Here is a 14954-nt window from a genome sequence, read left to right as displayed (position 1 = left end):
ATGACTGACAAAAAAATAATCCCAATCCTAAAAAATCCGGAAGCAATGAATGCTGATGGTATAGGTTGTCATTCCGGAGCAGAACAAATGATTGAAGCTGCAAAAGCAGCCAATAAATCAGAAGTTCTGCAGCGCTATGCCAAAGATTATCCTAAAGGTCCTCATGATCAACCGCAAAGTATGTGTCCTGCTTTTGGATCCTTACGTGTTGGTCTTAGAATGCGACGTACTTCAACTATTTTGTCAGGATCCGCTTGTTGTGTTTATGGTCTGACATTTACATCACACTTTTATGGCGCAAAAAGAAGTGTGGGTTATGTACCGTTCAATTCAGAAAGCTTAGTTACAGGCAAGCTATTTGAAGATATTCGAGAGGCGGTTTATCTAGAGGCAGATCCTGTAAAGTATGACGCCATTGTCATTATTAATTTATGTGTTCCAACTGCTAGTGGAGTTCCTTTGCAGTTGTTACCAAAAGAAATTAATGGTGTGCGAATTATTGGGATTGACGTGCCAGGGTTTGGTGTGCCAACTCACGCAGAAGCAAAAGATGTATTAGCTGGCGCAATGCTGAAGTATGCAAGAAGTGAAGCCGAGGCAGGTCCAGTCACAGCACCTCGTCAAGGTAAATCTGAAAAACCTACCATTACATTATTAGGCGAAATGTTCCCGGTTGATCCGGTTGGTATTGGCATGATGCTTGAACCAATGGGTCTGGCAGCAGGTCCAGTTGTGCCAACTCGTGAATGGCGCGAGCTATACCAAGCGCTCGACTGTGCAGCAGTAGCAGCGATTCATCCATTTTATACAGCGAGTATTCGCGAGTTTCAGGCAGCTGGAAGAACTATTGTGGGTTCTGCTCCAATTGGTTATGACGGTACTGCTGCATGGCTTGAAGAAATTGGTAAATCTTGCAATATTTCCGCAGATCTCATTGCAGCCTCACAAAATAAATTTCTACCAATGATTAAAGGTGCTTTATCGGCCAAACCTATTAAGGGTCGAATTACCTTAAGTGGTTACGAAGGATCTGAGTTACTCGTGGGACGCCTCTTAGTCGAGAGTGGAGCTGATTTACGTTATGTAGGTACAGCATGTCCTAAAACGATTTGGAGTGAAAACGACAAAAATTGGTTAGAGTCAAAAGGTGTTCGTGTTCAGTACCGCGCATCTTTAGAGGATGACTTGGCAGCCATTGATGAGTTCCGCCCTGATTTAGCCATTGGTACAACGCCAGTCGTGCAAAAAGCTAAACAACTTGCGATACCTGCTTTGTATTTTACGAATTTAATTTCTGCACGACCTTTAATGGGAGTAGCTGGTGCTGGATCTCTTGCACAAGTCATTAATGCAGCCATTGCTAATAAACATCGCTTCAAAGTAATGGAAGACTTTTTTAGTGAAGTTGGCTCAGGCCATAATGCCGGTGTTTGGGACGAAGTACCTTTAGACCGACCTGACTTTAAAGCGAATGTTCGTCGTCGTTTAGAAAAAGAAATGAAAAAACGTAAAGCTGAGGAGATGGGCTAATGTTGATATTAGATCATGATCGCGCTGGCGGATATTGGGGCGCAGTATATGTATTCACTGCCATCAAAGGCTTACAAGTAGTCATTGATGGACCGGTTGGCTGTGAAAATTTACCAGTCACATCAGTTTTACATTACACCGATGCACTACCACCGCATGAGTTACCAATTGTTGTAACTGGATTAGCTGAAGAACAGCTTGGCCGTGAAGGTACTGAAGAGTCAATGAAGCGTGCTCATAAAGTATTGGATCCAGATTTGCCGTCAGTTGTCGTCACGGGATCTATTGCCGAAATGATTGGTGGTGGCGTAACTCCAGTCGGTATGAACATTGCTAGATTTTTGCCAAGAACGATTGATGAAGATCAGTGGCAAAGTGCGAATCGTGCCATGTATTGGTTATGGACTGAATACGGTGTTAAACATATTCCAGAGCGTCCAGTTCGTAAAGAAGGTGAAAAGCCACGTGTCAATATTATTGGCCCAGCCTATGGCATGTTCAATATGTATAGTGATTTAGCAGAAATCAAACGACTAGTTGAAGGTATTGGCGCTGATATTAATATGGTATTCCCACTTAGCAGTCATTTAGCTGATGTGGCAAATCTAGTAGATGCTGATGTCAATATTTGTATGTATCGTGAATTTGGTCGTTTGTTATGTGAAAATCTTGAACGTCCATACTTGCAAGCTCCAATTGGTATGCATAGTACCACTCAATTCTTAAGGAAATTAGGCGAGTTATTAGGTATAGATCCAGAGCCATTTATTGCTAAGGAAAAACATACGACTTTAAAACCTATTTGGGATTTATGGCGTTCCGTCACACAAGATTTCTTTGGTACTGCAAGTTTCGGTATTGTCGCTAATGAAACTTATACCAGAGGAATGAGAAGTTTTCTAGAAGATGAAATGGGCTTACCTTGTAACTTTGCGGTTTCAAGAAAACCTGGCGATAAAACCAATAATCAAGAAATCCGTGAATTTGTTCAAAAGAAAACACCATTAGTTTTATATGGAAGTTTTAATGAGCGCATGTACGCTGCTGAAGTTGGCGGTCGAGCTGCTTTTATCCCAGCATCTTTCCCAGGAGCCATTATCCGTCGCCATACCGGTACGCCGTTCATGGGCTATGCAGGAGCAACTTACATTATTCAAGAATTCTGTAACGCTTTATTTGATGCCTTATTCCATATTCTTCCTTTAGGGACTGATCTCGACAAAGTAGAGGCAACGCTTGCTAAACCTGGTCAATTAGAAAATTTACCTTGGGATGAACAGGCTCAAATGATTCTGAATCAGATTGTTGCAAATCAACCTGTTCTCACACAAATCTCAGCAGCTAAACGTTTACGTGATCGTGCGGAACGTGAGGCAAGATTAGCTGGTGCTTCCCGCGTAACTGAAGAATTATTAAACCGTATTCAGGCAACAGTAGGTGCTGGAGTCAATTGATGAGAACACAAACTCATTTATTAATGAGTAAAGAATTTGACGGCTATCCGTCATATCCCCAAGCTACACGGGGTGAGTGTAGTAACTGTAGTTTTGTTTTTAGGAGTTATCAGCATGAGTGAAAACAGATCTGTATCTGGTTTAACCGATGATGAAGCAAAAGAGTTTCATGTATTTTATGTGCAAGGACTGGTTGGTTTTGCCTCCATCGCAGTAGTTGCTCATATTCTTGTATGGGCTTGGCGTCCTTGGTTTAGTTGATGTTGTTGTAAAAAAATAAAGGAAATATCATGGAAAAAAAAGCAGAATTAATCTCAGAAGTTATGGAGAACGATTCATTCTCTTTCAAAGTAATTTTTATTTTATGTTTTGTCATTTGTTTCATGGTGACTTTATTGACATTTTTTCTGCCGATGGGGTGGCGTAGTTGGCTACCAGGTTCAGAGGGAGGTAAATCTCTTTTTGATTCAACCAAAGCAGGTGTTTATAGCTTTATGTCTTTCTTAACTTAGGAGAAGCATTATGTGGAGAATTTGGAAACTATACGACCCTTTGAGGGCGATGGTAGCACAAGGCGTTTTTCTCTTTGCATTAGCCGCAATGATTCATTTGATTTTATTGAGTACAAATCAATACAAATGGTTAGATGGTATGTCACAGCAGCAGTATTTGCAGTCACGTACTGCCGCAGCAAAGTAATTTGTATTATCAAGCCTTGGACGGGGTTGTTAAAAACTCCATCCAAGCACGAATTCTAAGTATTTTAATTTTGAATAAATGGGAGAGCACATCATGGCGATGCTCAATTTTGAGAGAAAGTACCGAGTTAGAGGTGGAACTTTAATCGGCGGAGATCTTTTTGATTTCTGGGTTGGTCCTTTTTATGTGGGATTTTTTGGTGTCACCACATTATTTTTTAGTTTTCTTGGTACCGCTATGATACTTTGGGGAGCTGCTCACCAAGGTGTATTTAATATTTGGCAAATCAATATTGCTCCTCCCGATCTTAAATATGGTCTAGGAACTGCGCCGATGATGGAGGGTGGTTTATGGCAAATTATCACCATTTGCGCACTAGGTGCTTTTGGTTCTTGGGCTCTGCGAGAAATTGAAATTTGTCGAAAATTAGGAATGGGATTGCATGTTCCTTTTACCTATTTAATGGCTGTATTTGCTTACTTCACTCTTGAAGTGATTCGTCCAATCATGATGGGTGCTTGGGGTCATGCTTTCCCATACGGCATTATGAGTCACTTGGATTGGGTTTCTAATACGGGTTATCAATATTTACATTTTCATTACAATCCGGCTCATATGATTGCCGTGACTTTGTTCTTTGCAACTACGCTTGCCTTATCACTTCACGGTGCTTTAGTTCTCTCCTCAACTAATCCTGGAGCAGGTCAAACTGTTAAAACCCCAGAACATGAGGATACATTTTTCAGAGACATTATTGGCTACTCAGTTGGTACTTTAGGTATTCATCGGGTGGGATTATTCCTAGCTGTTGCGGCAGTTTTTTGGAGTGCTGTTTGTATTATTATTAGCGGCCCTTTCTGGACCAGAGGTTGGCCAGAGTGGTGGACTTGGTGGTTAAATATGCCGATTTGGCAATAATGTGATTTCGGAGAATTAATATGGACTATCAAAATCTATTCACTCAAACTCAAGTTATTGGACCGGATAATCACGGTGTTCCAATTAATGAATACGATATGCGTGAGCGTAGTCGTGGCATTGGCTTCAGTTATCTGTTAGGTAAGCTTGGAAATGCGCAATTAGGGCCAATCTATTTAGGTCGTTTAGGGGTTGCATCACTCATCTGTTTCATGACAGCATTTGTGATTATTGGTTTCAATATGCTTGCACAAGTGGGTTGGAATCCAATTCAAATGGTTAAACAACTCTTTTGGCTTTCATTAGATCCGCCATCTCCTAAATATGGACTTCGCCTAGCACCTCTGAGTGAAGGTGGCTGGTGGAATATCTGCGGTCTATTCCTAACAACTTCGATTTTATTGTGGTGGTTAAGAACCTATAATCGCGCTAAAGCATTGGGGATGGGTACCCACGTGCCTTGGGCTTTTGCTGCTGCAATTTGGTTATATCTTGTTTTAGGTCTCTTCCGTCCAGTATTAATGGGCAGTTGGAGCGAGGGAGTCCCTTTTGGAATTTTCCCGCACTTAGACTGGACAGCGGCATTATCGATTCGTTATGGGAATTTGTTTTATAACCCATTTCATATGTTATCGATCTTCTTCTTGTATGGCTCTGTTCTATTATTTGGAATGCACGGCGCTACTATTTTAGCGGTTGGTCGTTATGGTGGTGAACGTGAGATTGAGCAAATTGTCGATCGTGGTACAGCCTCTGAACGAGCAGCGCTTTTCTGGAGATGGACCATGGGCTTTAATGCAACGATGGAATCCATTCACCGTTGGGCTTGGTGGTTTGCGGTATTGTGCCCAATTTCAGGTGGTATTGGAATTTTGTTAACCGGTACATTTGTAGATAACTGGTACGTGTGGGCAATGCATCATGGCATGGTTCCTTCTTATCCATCAACCAATATGATCGATCCTTCGATTGCTACTCCAGCATTTACACCAGCAATTCAAGGAGCAAAATAATGAGAAAAATTTATTTATCACTAGTTGCTCTTTTAGGCGCCTCTTTGATTCTATCTGGTTGCGAACGACCTTCTTTCCAAAGAGACCAAAGTGGTTTTAGAGGAACTGCAATGGTTAACGTGCAGAATCCAAGAATTAATGCGGATAAAGCAAAACTGAATGAATTACCTCCGTCAACAGGGCCTATTCCAGGAGACGGTCCCAAAGCTGCTGATGTTTATAAAAACGTTAAAGTACTTGGCAACTTAAGCCAAGCCCAATTTACAACGTTTATGGTAAGCATGACTAGTTGGGTAGCACCTCAAGATGGTTGTTCTTATTGCCACAATGTAGCTAATTTTGCTGAGGATGCTAAATATACTAAAATAGTTGCACGTCGCATGATTCAGATGAATCAAAATATCAATGCAAATTGGAAAGATCACGTTAAAGAAACGGGTGTAACTTGTTACACTTGCCATCGTGGTAATAATATTCCACAAAATGTTTGGTTTAAAGAAGTGCCACAAGGTATTAGTGGACCTGCTTTAGGGCAACGTAATGGCCAGAATGCACCAGCTGCTTCCGTTGCCTATTCATCTTTAACTAATGAGCCATTCTCTAAATACTTGTTACAAAGTAATCCAGCACGTATTCAGGGTAAAGAAGGTTTGCCAAATGGTAATGTTCATTCTCTTCAAGAAACTGAGCATGTGTATGGCTTAATGATGCATTTCTCTAAATCTTTAGGAGTAAATTGCACCTATTGTCATAACTCAAGAAGCTTTGCAGATTGGTCACAAAGTACTCCTCAGAGAGGTTTGGCTTGGTATGCGATTCAAATGGTAAAAGATACTAATAATACGTATATGGAGCCATTGTCATCCACTTTCCCAGCACATCGTTTAGGTGGCCTAGGAGACGTGGCTAAAGCTAATTGTGCCACTTGCCATCAGGGAGTAAATAAGCCCCTCTACGGCAAAAGTATGCTTGCAGATTATCCTTATTTAGCGAAGCAATATTCAGAGACTCCGAAGGTTGGAACGTCTTTGGCAGCTAAATAATTTACCGGTGTTGTAGCGCTGTTTTATGGCGCCTTAGGGCGCCATTTTTTAAAGGAATCAGTAGTGGATACTCAAGTTGATCGATTTAAGATTTCTTATCTTAGTAATGAAGATCAATCACATCCAGAACATTCCAGAGCTATTGTAATTGGCTCAGGCTTTGGTGGCCTTGCTGCTGCCATCCGATTAGCAGTAAAAGGTTATGAAGTCACTGTTCTTGAAAAATTAGATTCTCCAGGTGGTCGGGCTTATGTTCATCGTAGAAATGGCTATACTTTTGATGCTGGCCCTACAATTATTACCGCACCATTCTTATTGGAAGAATTATGGACTCTATGCGGTAAAAAAATGAGCGATGATATTGATCTGCGTTTAATGGATCCTTTTTATCAAGTGCGCTTCAATGATGGGAAAATTTTTAATTACACCGGTGATCCTGAGAAAATGCGAGCAGAAGTGGCTAAATTTTCTCCGCGTGATTTACCCGGTTATGAAAAATTTTTAAAGGAAGCCGAGAAATGTTACAAGCTTGGCTTTGAGGATTTAAGCGCCGTCGCTTTTACAAAATTTACTGATCTATTAAAAGCTCTGCCAAGTATGATCAAAATGAAAGCTTGGGAGAGTATTTACACTCTGGTTGCAAGATATTTTAAGGATCCCCAATTACGTCAAGTGATGAGTTTTCATCCCTTATTGATTGGTGGCAATCCCTTTTCTGTAACAGCTGTGTATGCCTTAATTAATTCCCTCGAGCGTAAGTGGGGAGTCCATTCTGTCATGGGTGGTACCGGTGAATTAATCCGCGGTATGGCGAAACTATTAGATGGACTTGGTGTAAAAATTCGGTACAAAAGCCAAGTAGATAAAATCAACATTTCTGACAATAAAGTAACCGGCGTTACTCTTCAGGATGGACAAATTCTTTATGCCGACCACGTGGTTTCTAATGCCGATTCTGCCTGGACCTATCGCTATTTAGTAGAGGAAAAATATCGAAAACATTGGACTAATAAGAAGGTCGAAAATGGTCGATATTCAATGAGCTTATTTGTTTGGTATTTTGGGGTTAAACGTCAATACCCTGAGGTACCTCATCATATGATGTTGCTCGGTGATCGTTATGAGTCTTTGCTCACAGATATTTTTAAAAAGCATCATTTGGCAAAAGATTTTAGTTTATATCTTCACCGTCCTACGGCAACCGATCCTTCAATGGCGCCAAATGGACATGATACTTTCTATGTTTTATCACCGGTTCCGCATCTTGATAGTGGGGTCAACTGGCAAACTGAAATGGAGTCTTACCGTACTTCGATACAGGCATATTTAGAACAAACAGTATTACCTGGACTTGGTGAGCATATTACAGAATCTTTTTGTATGACACCGCAGGACTTTAAGGATAATCTTTTATCTTTTAAAGGGGCCGCATTTGGGCTTGAACCTTTGCTCTTGCAAAGTGCTTGGTTTAGACCACATAATATTAGTGAAGATATTCAAGGTTTATATATGGTAGGCGCAAGCACTCATCCTGGCGCTGGAATTCCTGGCGTTTTATCATCGGCAAAAGCTTTGGAGAGCGTAATGCCGGCAGTTCAAAAAAGGAGCAACCATGCTTTCTAAATTACTGATTAATCCCTTCGCGATGTTTCAACATCAAAGTTTGATGGCCAATAGCTCATCATCTACAACTACCGATACGATTCAGTGCGAAGAACTGATGCGTGGGGGTTCGAAATCATTTTTTGCTGCTTCCAGAGTTTTACCAAAGCGCGTTCGTAATCCGTCCATTGCTTTGTACGCTTTTTGTAGATTAATGGACGATATTGTTGATGATGGTGGCGATGATATTAGTATCATTCAAACATTACAAGAACGGATTGATTTGATTTATCAAGGTCAACCGATGGATGTACCTGCGGATAGAGCCCTTGCAATCGTTGTTGCTGAATACAAAATTCCTAAAACTCTCCTAGAGGCATTACTGGAAGGCTTTAAGTGGGATAAGATGGGGCGCAGATATGACACCATTGATGAACTTTATGAATATGCAGCCCGTGTTGCAGGGACTGTTGGTGCGATGATGTCTCTCATTATGGGTACGCGCTACCATGAACCAATTGAGCGAGCCTGCGAATTGGGTTTAGCCATGCAATTGACGAATATTGCCCGTGATGTTGGCGAAGATGCCCGTAATGGTAGATTGTATTTGCCACAGGATTGGTTGCGTGAAGAGGGTATCAACCCGGACGACTGGTTAAAAAATCCTACTTTTACCGCTGAAATAGCTCGGGTAGTGGACCGCTTACTAAAAACGGCGGATACCTTATATCAACGCTCACAAAATGGTATTACAAAATTACCCAGAGATTGTAGGGCTGCTATTTATGGTGCAAGGTTAGTTTATGCACAAATTGGCCGCCAAATTGAAAAACAAGATTTAGATTCTGTATCTCAACGCGCGATTGTGTCGAGTGGTCGTAAAAAGGTATTAATGCTGAAGGCTTTATCGGCCATGATTCATGTCAAACAAGTGAAAACCAATCTTGAGCCGATTAAAGAGATTCAATACTTGGTTGAGGCTGTGCCATTTGAAGACCCATACGCGCACTATGCCGGTAGTTTAGAGCAACGTATGGTTTGGGTTATCAATACGCTTGAAAAAGCAGAGAGACATCGTTTAGCACGAATGAACTAACCTTCTCTGTCTAAGTGAGCCTTGGCATTCTCCAAGGTAGCATCATTTGTACAATTGTTGCAGAAAATCTAGGGACATTTAAGGTTTCATGCATACAGCTTACTTCTTCCCCTAGCCAGATGCTTTGTAAAATAGAGCGGCTATAAAAAGGTGTATCTTCAAGATCTTGGATGACTGCAACCTTGGTTTTATCTGAGCGAATATGACGTTGAATGTGCCACATAGTTTTAGGAAGAGCCTGGCGACTTCCAAGCTCAAAATTTGTAATACTGCCATCTTGATTAAACTTCAGAGCTAAGAGATATTCACGACCATTTTTTTCACGAACGTCATACATTACTGCAGTACTGCCATCTTTTAATAAAGATCTTGCCCAATCCCATTCTAAAAAGGGACGATTGATGGGTTCATCACCCTCATTCGAATCTAAATAAGCATGTCCAGACCATTTGAGTTGTGGCTCAGTAAACTCCACTTCAACCCGAGATGTGGGAGCTAACGGTCCCCAGCGATGCTTACCCTGCGCATCAAGAGGGACTGAATAATTAAATAATTGCTCTGGATGCACCTTCACTTTACCGATTACTTTTTGACCAAATGGAACTGCACGTTCTTTGATATTAATTTCTAAAGATTGTCCGTTCCAATGCAGATCACTTGGTCCTACTTTAAAGTTGCTTGCATCTCGGTAATTAAAGCGTTTACCTCTTTCGGTCATCGTCCATCTCTTTTTACCAGGGCTATAAAGGGCAACATTGATACAGCAGTGATTATTGGGGTCGGCAAAATCCTTACGGTTGGCCCATAGGTAGTAGGGTGAGAAGACGCTCCCTATAAAAGCAATAATAGTGATGCCATGTTGACCATCATCACTGATCCCATCGACATACCACCAAAGGTAACCACCATGGGGGACTACTTGGTCAAAGGCAGGTGATCCATCAGCGTTGCGGCCGCCAGTCTTCCCGACAAGGCAGCCATTGGTACTCCCGGTCCCGGATGAACGCTGCCCCCGGCTAAAAATAGATTCTTGATCTTGGAGATTGAACTGGGCCGTTGAAAGGAGCTCATCCAACCGTGGGTTGCCATGCCATACAGCGCTCCCTTGGTTGCCGGAAATAGCTGATGAAAATCTTGCGGTGTTGTTCTGACCATTTCCCAAGACTGCGGGTTGATTTGAAAGCCACTTTTGCCAAGTAGTTGAAAGACCTTGTTTTGACATAACTCAATTTCCTTTTGAGAGGTAGAGGAATCCCCATTTGCTGGCGCATTGACTAGCAGCAAAACTTTTTCTGTTGGAGATGATAAGTTTTCTGTATGAGTTCGACTTTGAGCGCATAGATATACAGTTGGTTTTTGAGGAAGTCTATTTTCAGTAAAAATATTTGTAAATTCACTCTGATAGTCATCATCAAAGAAAACATTGTGATGACTGATTGGTAATTGATTTGCGGGGATACTCGCGGACCAAGTCACTGCAGATAAAGAGGATACCGTGGGGATAGGCGGTGTTGCCGTACTTACCTCACCTCCCAATAGGCCACTAGAAAGTGCAGCAATATCACCATTGAAAATAATGGCATCCGCAGGGATGATTTCACCGGTGTCGAGTTCTACTTGAGACACTTTTTGGTTTAAACATTTTATTTTTTTTACAAGGGTTCCGTATCGGATTTTAGCTCCCCTAGCCAAGGCTAATTGAGCGATGGTTTTTGGTAGTTCTGTCATACCACCGTTGATTGACCAAACGCCAGCCGTCTCTACATGAGCAATGAGCATTAAGGTTGCTGGGGCTAAAAAAGGAGATGATCCGCAATAAGTGGCGTACCGTCCAAAGAGTTGTTGTAGCCGAGGGTCTGGAAAAAACGATTCAAGTGATTGCCAAAGATTTTTAAAAGGACCAATACCCATCAATGTTTTGGTGCCAGATAGGCCGAGTTGACTCATCATGCTGGGAAGACTTGGGCGACGTGCCCGAATATAAGGTTTTTCTAGTGAGTCATAGACTTTTTGACTGACTCGGCAAAAGTCTAAAAATAAATCGGCTTGTTTTTTTCCAGAGAAATCTCGAATCGCTTGGGCACTTAATTGTTGATCAGCAAATAAATCGAGTTGATCTTTACCCCAAAAATGCCTTGCTAACACAGGAAGCTTCGTTGTGGCAATTAAACTGCTAAAGTCTTCACCACATTCTTTAAATAATTCTTCAAAAACCCAGCGCATCGTGAATACGGTTGGGCCAGAATCAATGTTCAGATTACCAGCTTGAAGAGTACGAATTTTCCCTCCAGGATGATGCTCTTTTTCTAGCAGAGTAACGTCATACCCTTGATGAGACAAACGTAAGCAGGCAGAAAGCCCAGCGATACCACCGCCAATAATAATAATTTTTTGCTTAGCCATAGTGCTTGCCTCGCCAAACCCCTTTGGCATCGATTGGTACGAATCTCGTAAACATAGATTCAGTAAAGAACTCACCTTTATAAGCGGTTTGAATAGCTTGTAAATGGGCTCCACTGCGGGCGTATTGATCCATTGCTGCAGTTGATTCCCACATCGTAAATGTGGCTTGTCGCAAATAAGGAGCTTCGCCGATACCTGCGGCAAGAATGCAACCTGGGTCGCGTTCTAAAGACGCTTGCGCAGGTGGCGCTTTACTCCAGAATTCGGGGGCTTTTGAAAACTTGATCGAGGCACGTGTAATTCCTGCGATGGGTCCTGTTAACGGAGCTTCTTGCGTTATTTGAAGCGTGTTTTTAGACCAAGAACCTTTAGACGAATATGCTTGGAGCATTACAGAAAAAAACTCACTTGAGTGTTTTTTATAATTCTCAATAATATTTGAAGTATTCAAAAAGTCTTTAGCTCGTTCCATTGAGTCGAAAACGCAAAGTAAACCTTGCTTGTTGAAACTTGGATTTAAATCAAAGCCACCATGCTTGCCACATCCAAGGACCTTGACAAACTTGATACCTGGAATATTTTTGAATGGATATTTACCGATGACTAGGCGAGAGATTCCCCAGGGTATTGAGCTTGAGGGGTAATTTACAAGGCACAACAATGATGTTTCTTGCATCATTGCCTTCGTTACAAATCTTCGGTTCCGTTTGGATCGGTAATACCAAAACGGCGCATTTTAATGTAAAGACTTTGACGGGATAAGCCTAACATTTCTGATGCAGAAACACGATTATTCATGGTGAGTTCAAGCGCAGACATAATGCACATTTTTTCAATCATGTCAGTAGTCTCACTCACAATATCTTTCAACGGAACTCGTCCTACGAGTTCTGTTAGCTTTGTAGCAGTTTGTTTAAGATCGCTCGTTGCCTGTCCACGCTGTGAAAGGCGTTGGCTGATTTGCCTAATGTTAAACCCAATATAAGACTCTTGTTCAGTGACAACTTTGACAGCTGAGACTTCTACCTCAATACCAGTTGCATTACCGCTAGGCACAATATTAGTAATGTAGTGTTTAATCGAGTTTTTATCTTTTAGATTATTAAGAATCACCCTTAAATCAATGCTTGCGCGTCCAAGCCAATTATCAATCGGTTCATCAACCAAATCACTTGATTTTTCAACTTGCGTCATCTCAGCAAAAGTTTGATTAGCACTATAAATTTTGCCATTCAGATCGGTAATTACAAACGCATCTGAAGAAAACTGAATCGCACTAATTAGGCGTTCATTATTTGGATTGAGCTTAAAGTCCTGAATGATTTCTGATAATGGAGTGACATTAATTAAAAATACAGTTTGATTTTCTTCTCTTAAGAAGTTCACAGTTATTTCAGCTTGGACTGTGTTTTTAACTAATTTCACATTTGCTTTTTTAGGAGTATTGATATTTCTAGAGTTATTTAACAACTCTTGTAATTGACTAAAGTCATTCATATCAATAAATTCTGCGAGAGATCGTCCAACCATCCTCCGAGCCTTATCCGTCATAAGGCTTTGGGCAACAGAATTAGCCTCAATAATTTTGAAAGTACTACCATCAATAATGATGTGTGCATTCACGCTCAGGTCAAACAGTTGACGATACCGCGCCTCTGCGAATCGAAGTCGCAGATAATCCGTTTCGATCGCTTGTTGGGCTTCAACCAATCGTTGTTGAAGGTTTGCTAGGCTACGTAAATCTCGTCCAATACCTAAAATCTTATTGTCTTTTTTAAGATGAAGGACAGATACCATTAAGGGCAGATCTGGATTATTGGGCACACTTAAGTTAATTTGGCGCCACTTTTGCGCATTTTCACTGACCGTGGGTGATAAAAGAGACTCTACTTTTTTACGGCTTTCTAAAGTGCTACATTCAAGCCATGATTTTCCAATCAAATGCTTTAAATGACTAAATCCAGGAGTTTGGGTGTTTAAGACATTTTCAATGATTCCATCTTGGTCCATCACTAGAACAGTGTCTGAGACATAACTCACCAATTCGGCAGCTGCATTGGCATCGATCGACTCAATATTGTTAGTAAGGTTTGGTATGGATGGATTCATTTATTCAATCTAAAGTGTAAACAATCGTAAACAATCATTGTAATATTTTATAGACAATGATCTCATTAATTTAACCCTATATTCTTTTTGTTACCCACAATAATTTCCGCCATTCTAATTGCTTCGTTTGCATCTGCAGACTTAATATCGGCATCAATTTCATCAAAAAGTTCTGGGTGACTATTATAAAGTGGTCCGCCAACCATGAAAGAAACATTTGGATTCATTGATCGGGCGCGAAGAGAAGCAATCATCTCATTTAAATCTTTAAGCTGTTCAACGTAGCCAATTGAAACACCAATGACATCAAACCATTGTGAAAAAATTAAAGTATTGATTTCTTCTGAAGATAAGTTTGGTTCTCCCCAAACCCGCCATCCCGCTTTTCTAAAGAATTCAGCCACGATAAATAACCCTAAAGTATGCTGAGATTTAGGAGCTGGAATTAATAGGGCGTTAAGATTTTCAATGGGCATACTGTTTTTCATCTGAAAATCTTTGGTCAGCTCGTAAAGAATATGTTGCAGGCGCCACAAGCCAATGGTCACCTCTGTAAAGCTAACAATGTCTTCTTCCCATAGAACTCCCAACTTTCTTGCTGTCATCGGAATAAGGTCTAAGTAAATAGACTCTATCGAAACTTGTTTCGAGATGAGTTTCTTAATATATTCAATGCAAGACTCTTGGGAGCCATTCATTGCGAGACCACTTAATAAATCAATCTCGGGAGTGTGAATTTTTCTAAGCCCAGGGGTCGCCAACTCCTCGAGAGGTGAGTTTGCTTGATGACTAACTAGAAGTCTTGGAATGATTTCTTGATCTAGCATCTTGATCAAAATATCAATGGGTTGTTTAATATTTGAAGTTTCATTTTGATCATCTTCAAGACAACTATCTTCTTGATTAAAGCTTGAATCTTGAGTGTGTCTCATTACCTTCTCCGGGAGAGTGGTTTTTACATCGTTAAAAGACTTAACCATACTCTGCTCCGTGTTAAAAAATAGTAGGGGATATACCGTAAATTTAAATTTACACGCTTTTTAAACATATGTCTAATTTATTTTACACAAATAAGGGAAATCCCTAT

The 14954-nt window shown here is 40.9% G+C and carries 15 protein-coding genes; 10 read left to right on the top strand and 5 right to left on the bottom strand.

Translation table 11 applies throughout. The features are described from left to right. The 10 genes from bchY to AOC35_RS08675 all read left to right on the top strand — a co-directional run bounded on the left by bchY (position 1) and on the right by AOC35_RS08675 (position 9355). Positions 1–1530 carry a chlorophyllide a reductase subunit Y gene (gene bchY, locus AOC35_RS08720; RefSeq protein ID WP_108646707.1) on the top strand — a complete coding sequence of 510 codons (1530 nt, stop codon included), beginning with the start codon at positions 1–3 and terminating at the stop codon, positions 1528–1530. Further along, positions 1530–2984 carry a chlorophyllide a reductase subunit Z gene (bchZ, locus tag AOC35_RS08715; RefSeq protein ID WP_108646706.1) on the top strand — a complete coding sequence of 485 codons (1455 nt, stop codon included), beginning with the start codon at positions 1530–1532 and terminating at the stop codon, positions 2982–2984. The genes bchY and bchZ overlap by 1 nt, the downstream gene beginning before the upstream one ends. Positions 2985–3098: 114 nt before the next feature. Next, entirely contained in the window at positions 3099–3245 is a 147-nt protein-coding gene (gene pufB, locus AOC35_RS08710) for a light-harvesting antenna LH1, beta subunit (RefSeq protein WP_108646705.1), read from the top strand. Between the two features lie 29 nt (positions 3246–3274). After that, positions 3275–3496, top strand: coding sequence for a hypothetical protein (locus tag AOC35_RS08705; RefSeq protein ID WP_245898471.1), 222 nt, complete (start codon positions 3275–3277; stop codon positions 3494–3496). A 10-nt stretch (positions 3497–3506) separates the two neighbouring features. Continuing rightward, positions 3507–3683, top strand: a complete 177-nt coding sequence (gene pufA / locus AOC35_RS08700) for a light-harvesting antenna LH1, alpha subunit (protein ID WP_108646704.1) — start codon at positions 3507–3509, stop codon at positions 3681–3683. Positions 3684–3776: 93 nt separating this feature from the next. Further along, positions 3777–4601 (top strand): photosynthetic reaction center subunit L, encoded by an 825-nt coding sequence (gene pufL, locus AOC35_RS08695; RefSeq protein WP_108646703.1) that lies wholly within the window; start codon positions 3777–3779, stop codon positions 4599–4601. A 20-nt stretch (positions 4602–4621) separates the two neighbouring features. Then, on the top strand, positions 4622–5614 hold the full coding sequence (gene pufM, locus AOC35_RS08690) for a photosynthetic reaction center subunit M (protein ID WP_108646702.1): 993 nt from the start codon (positions 4622–4624) through the stop codon (positions 5612–5614). After that, a complete protein-coding gene (gene pufC / locus AOC35_RS08685) occupies positions 5614–6657 on the top strand; it encodes a photosynthetic reaction center cytochrome PufC (RefSeq protein WP_108646701.1) in 1044 nt (347 codons plus the stop codon). The genes pufM and pufC overlap by 1 nt, the downstream gene beginning before the upstream one ends. 63 nt (positions 6658–6720) lie before the next feature. Continuing rightward, positions 6721–8280, top strand: coding sequence for a phytoene desaturase (locus AOC35_RS08680; RefSeq protein WP_245898470.1), 1560 nt, complete (start codon positions 6721–6723; stop codon positions 8278–8280). Continuing rightward, the gene (locus tag AOC35_RS08675) at positions 8270–9355 is read left to right on the top strand and encodes a phytoene/squalene synthase family protein (protein WP_245898469.1); all 1086 of its coding nucleotides are present in this window, start codon (positions 8270–8272) and stop codon (positions 9353–9355) included. The genes AOC35_RS08680 and AOC35_RS08675 overlap by 11 nt, the downstream gene beginning before the upstream one ends. A 10-nt stretch (positions 9356–9365) precedes the next feature. Here the strand turns inward: AOC35_RS08675 and AOC35_RS08670 are convergent, their stop codons facing one another. The 5 genes from AOC35_RS08670 to AOC35_RS08650 form a co-directional block, all read right to left on the bottom strand. Continuing rightward, positions 9366–10190: a carotenoid 1,2-hydratase gene (locus AOC35_RS08670; protein WP_245898560.1), complete on the bottom strand. Its 825-nt coding sequence runs from the start codon at positions 10188–10190 to the stop codon at positions 9366–9368. A gap of 80 nt (positions 10191–10270) precedes the next feature. Then, positions 10271–11758 (bottom strand): 1-hydroxycarotenoid 3,4-desaturase CrtD, encoded by a 1488-nt coding sequence (gene crtD / locus AOC35_RS08665; RefSeq protein ID WP_108646700.1) that lies wholly within the window; start codon positions 11756–11758, stop codon positions 10271–10273. Further along, complete coding sequence (locus AOC35_RS08660) at positions 11751–12434, bottom strand: spheroidene monooxygenase (RefSeq protein ID WP_108646699.1); 684 nt, start codon at positions 12432–12434, stop codon at positions 11751–11753. The genes crtD and AOC35_RS08660 overlap by 8 nt, the downstream gene beginning before the upstream one ends. Before the next feature lie 11 nt (positions 12435–12445). Beyond that, a complete protein-coding gene (gene ppsR, locus AOC35_RS08655; protein WP_108646698.1) occupies positions 12446–13867 on the bottom strand; it encodes a transcriptional regulator PpsR in 1422 nt (473 codons plus the stop codon). Between the two features lie 65 nt (positions 13868–13932). After that, positions 13933–14799 carry a cobalamin B12-binding domain-containing protein gene (locus AOC35_RS08650; protein ID WP_159077528.1) on the bottom strand — a complete coding sequence of 289 codons (867 nt, stop codon included), beginning with the start codon at positions 14797–14799 and terminating at the stop codon, positions 13933–13935. Positions 14800–14954: the final 155 nt, after the last annotated feature.

It is taken from the genome of Polynucleobacter rarus (assembly GCF_003072505.1).
GTDB lineage: Bacteria > Pseudomonadota > Gammaproteobacteria > Burkholderiales > Burkholderiaceae > Polynucleobacter > Polynucleobacter rarus.
Note: the sequence above shows the minus strand (reverse complement) of the source record. Positions and strands in the feature narration are given on the sequence as shown.

Excerpts from the sequence above, each read along its gene's own strand:
- AOC35_RS08650 (WP_159077528.1), bottom strand. The coding sequence starts at position 14,799 with ATGAGACACACTCAAGATTCAAGCTTTAATCAAGAAGATAGTTGTCTT.
- ppsR (WP_108646698.1), bottom strand. The coding sequence starts at position 13,867 with ATGAATCCATCCATACCAAACCTTACTAACAATATTGAGTCGATCGAT.
- pufA (WP_108646704.1), top strand. The coding sequence starts at position 3,507 with ATGTGGAGAATTTGGAAACTATACGACCCTTTGAGGGCGATGGTAGCA.
- AOC35_RS08675 (WP_245898469.1), top strand. The coding sequence starts at position 8,270 with ATGCTTTCTAAATTACTGATTAATCCCTTCGCGATGTTTCAACATCAA.
- crtD (WP_108646700.1), bottom strand. The coding sequence starts at position 11,758 with ATGGCTAAGCAAAAAATTATTATTATTGGCGGTGGTATCGCTGGGCTT.
- pufC (WP_108646701.1), top strand. The coding sequence starts at position 5,614 with ATGAGAAAAATTTATTTATCACTAGTTGCTCTTTTAGGCGCCTCTTTG.
- pufM (WP_108646702.1), top strand. The coding sequence starts at position 4,622 with ATGGACTATCAAAATCTATTCACTCAAACTCAAGTTATTGGACCGGAT.
- bchY (WP_108646707.1), top strand. The coding sequence starts at position 1 with ATGACTGACAAAAAAATAATCCCAATCCTAAAAAATCCGGAAGCAATG.
- AOC35_RS08660 (WP_108646699.1), bottom strand. The coding sequence starts at position 12,434 with ATGCAAGAAACATCATTGTTGTGCCTTGTAAATTACCCCTCAAGCTCA.
- pufL (WP_108646703.1), top strand. The coding sequence starts at position 3,777 with ATGGCGATGCTCAATTTTGAGAGAAAGTACCGAGTTAGAGGTGGAACT.
- AOC35_RS08705 (WP_245898471.1), top strand. The coding sequence starts at position 3,275 with ATGGAAAAAAAAGCAGAATTAATCTCAGAAGTTATGGAGAACGATTCA.
- pufB (WP_108646705.1), top strand. The coding sequence starts at position 3,099 with ATGAGTGAAAACAGATCTGTATCTGGTTTAACCGATGATGAAGCAAAA.
- bchZ (WP_108646706.1), top strand. The coding sequence starts at position 1,530 with ATGTTGATATTAGATCATGATCGCGCTGGCGGATATTGGGGCGCAGTA.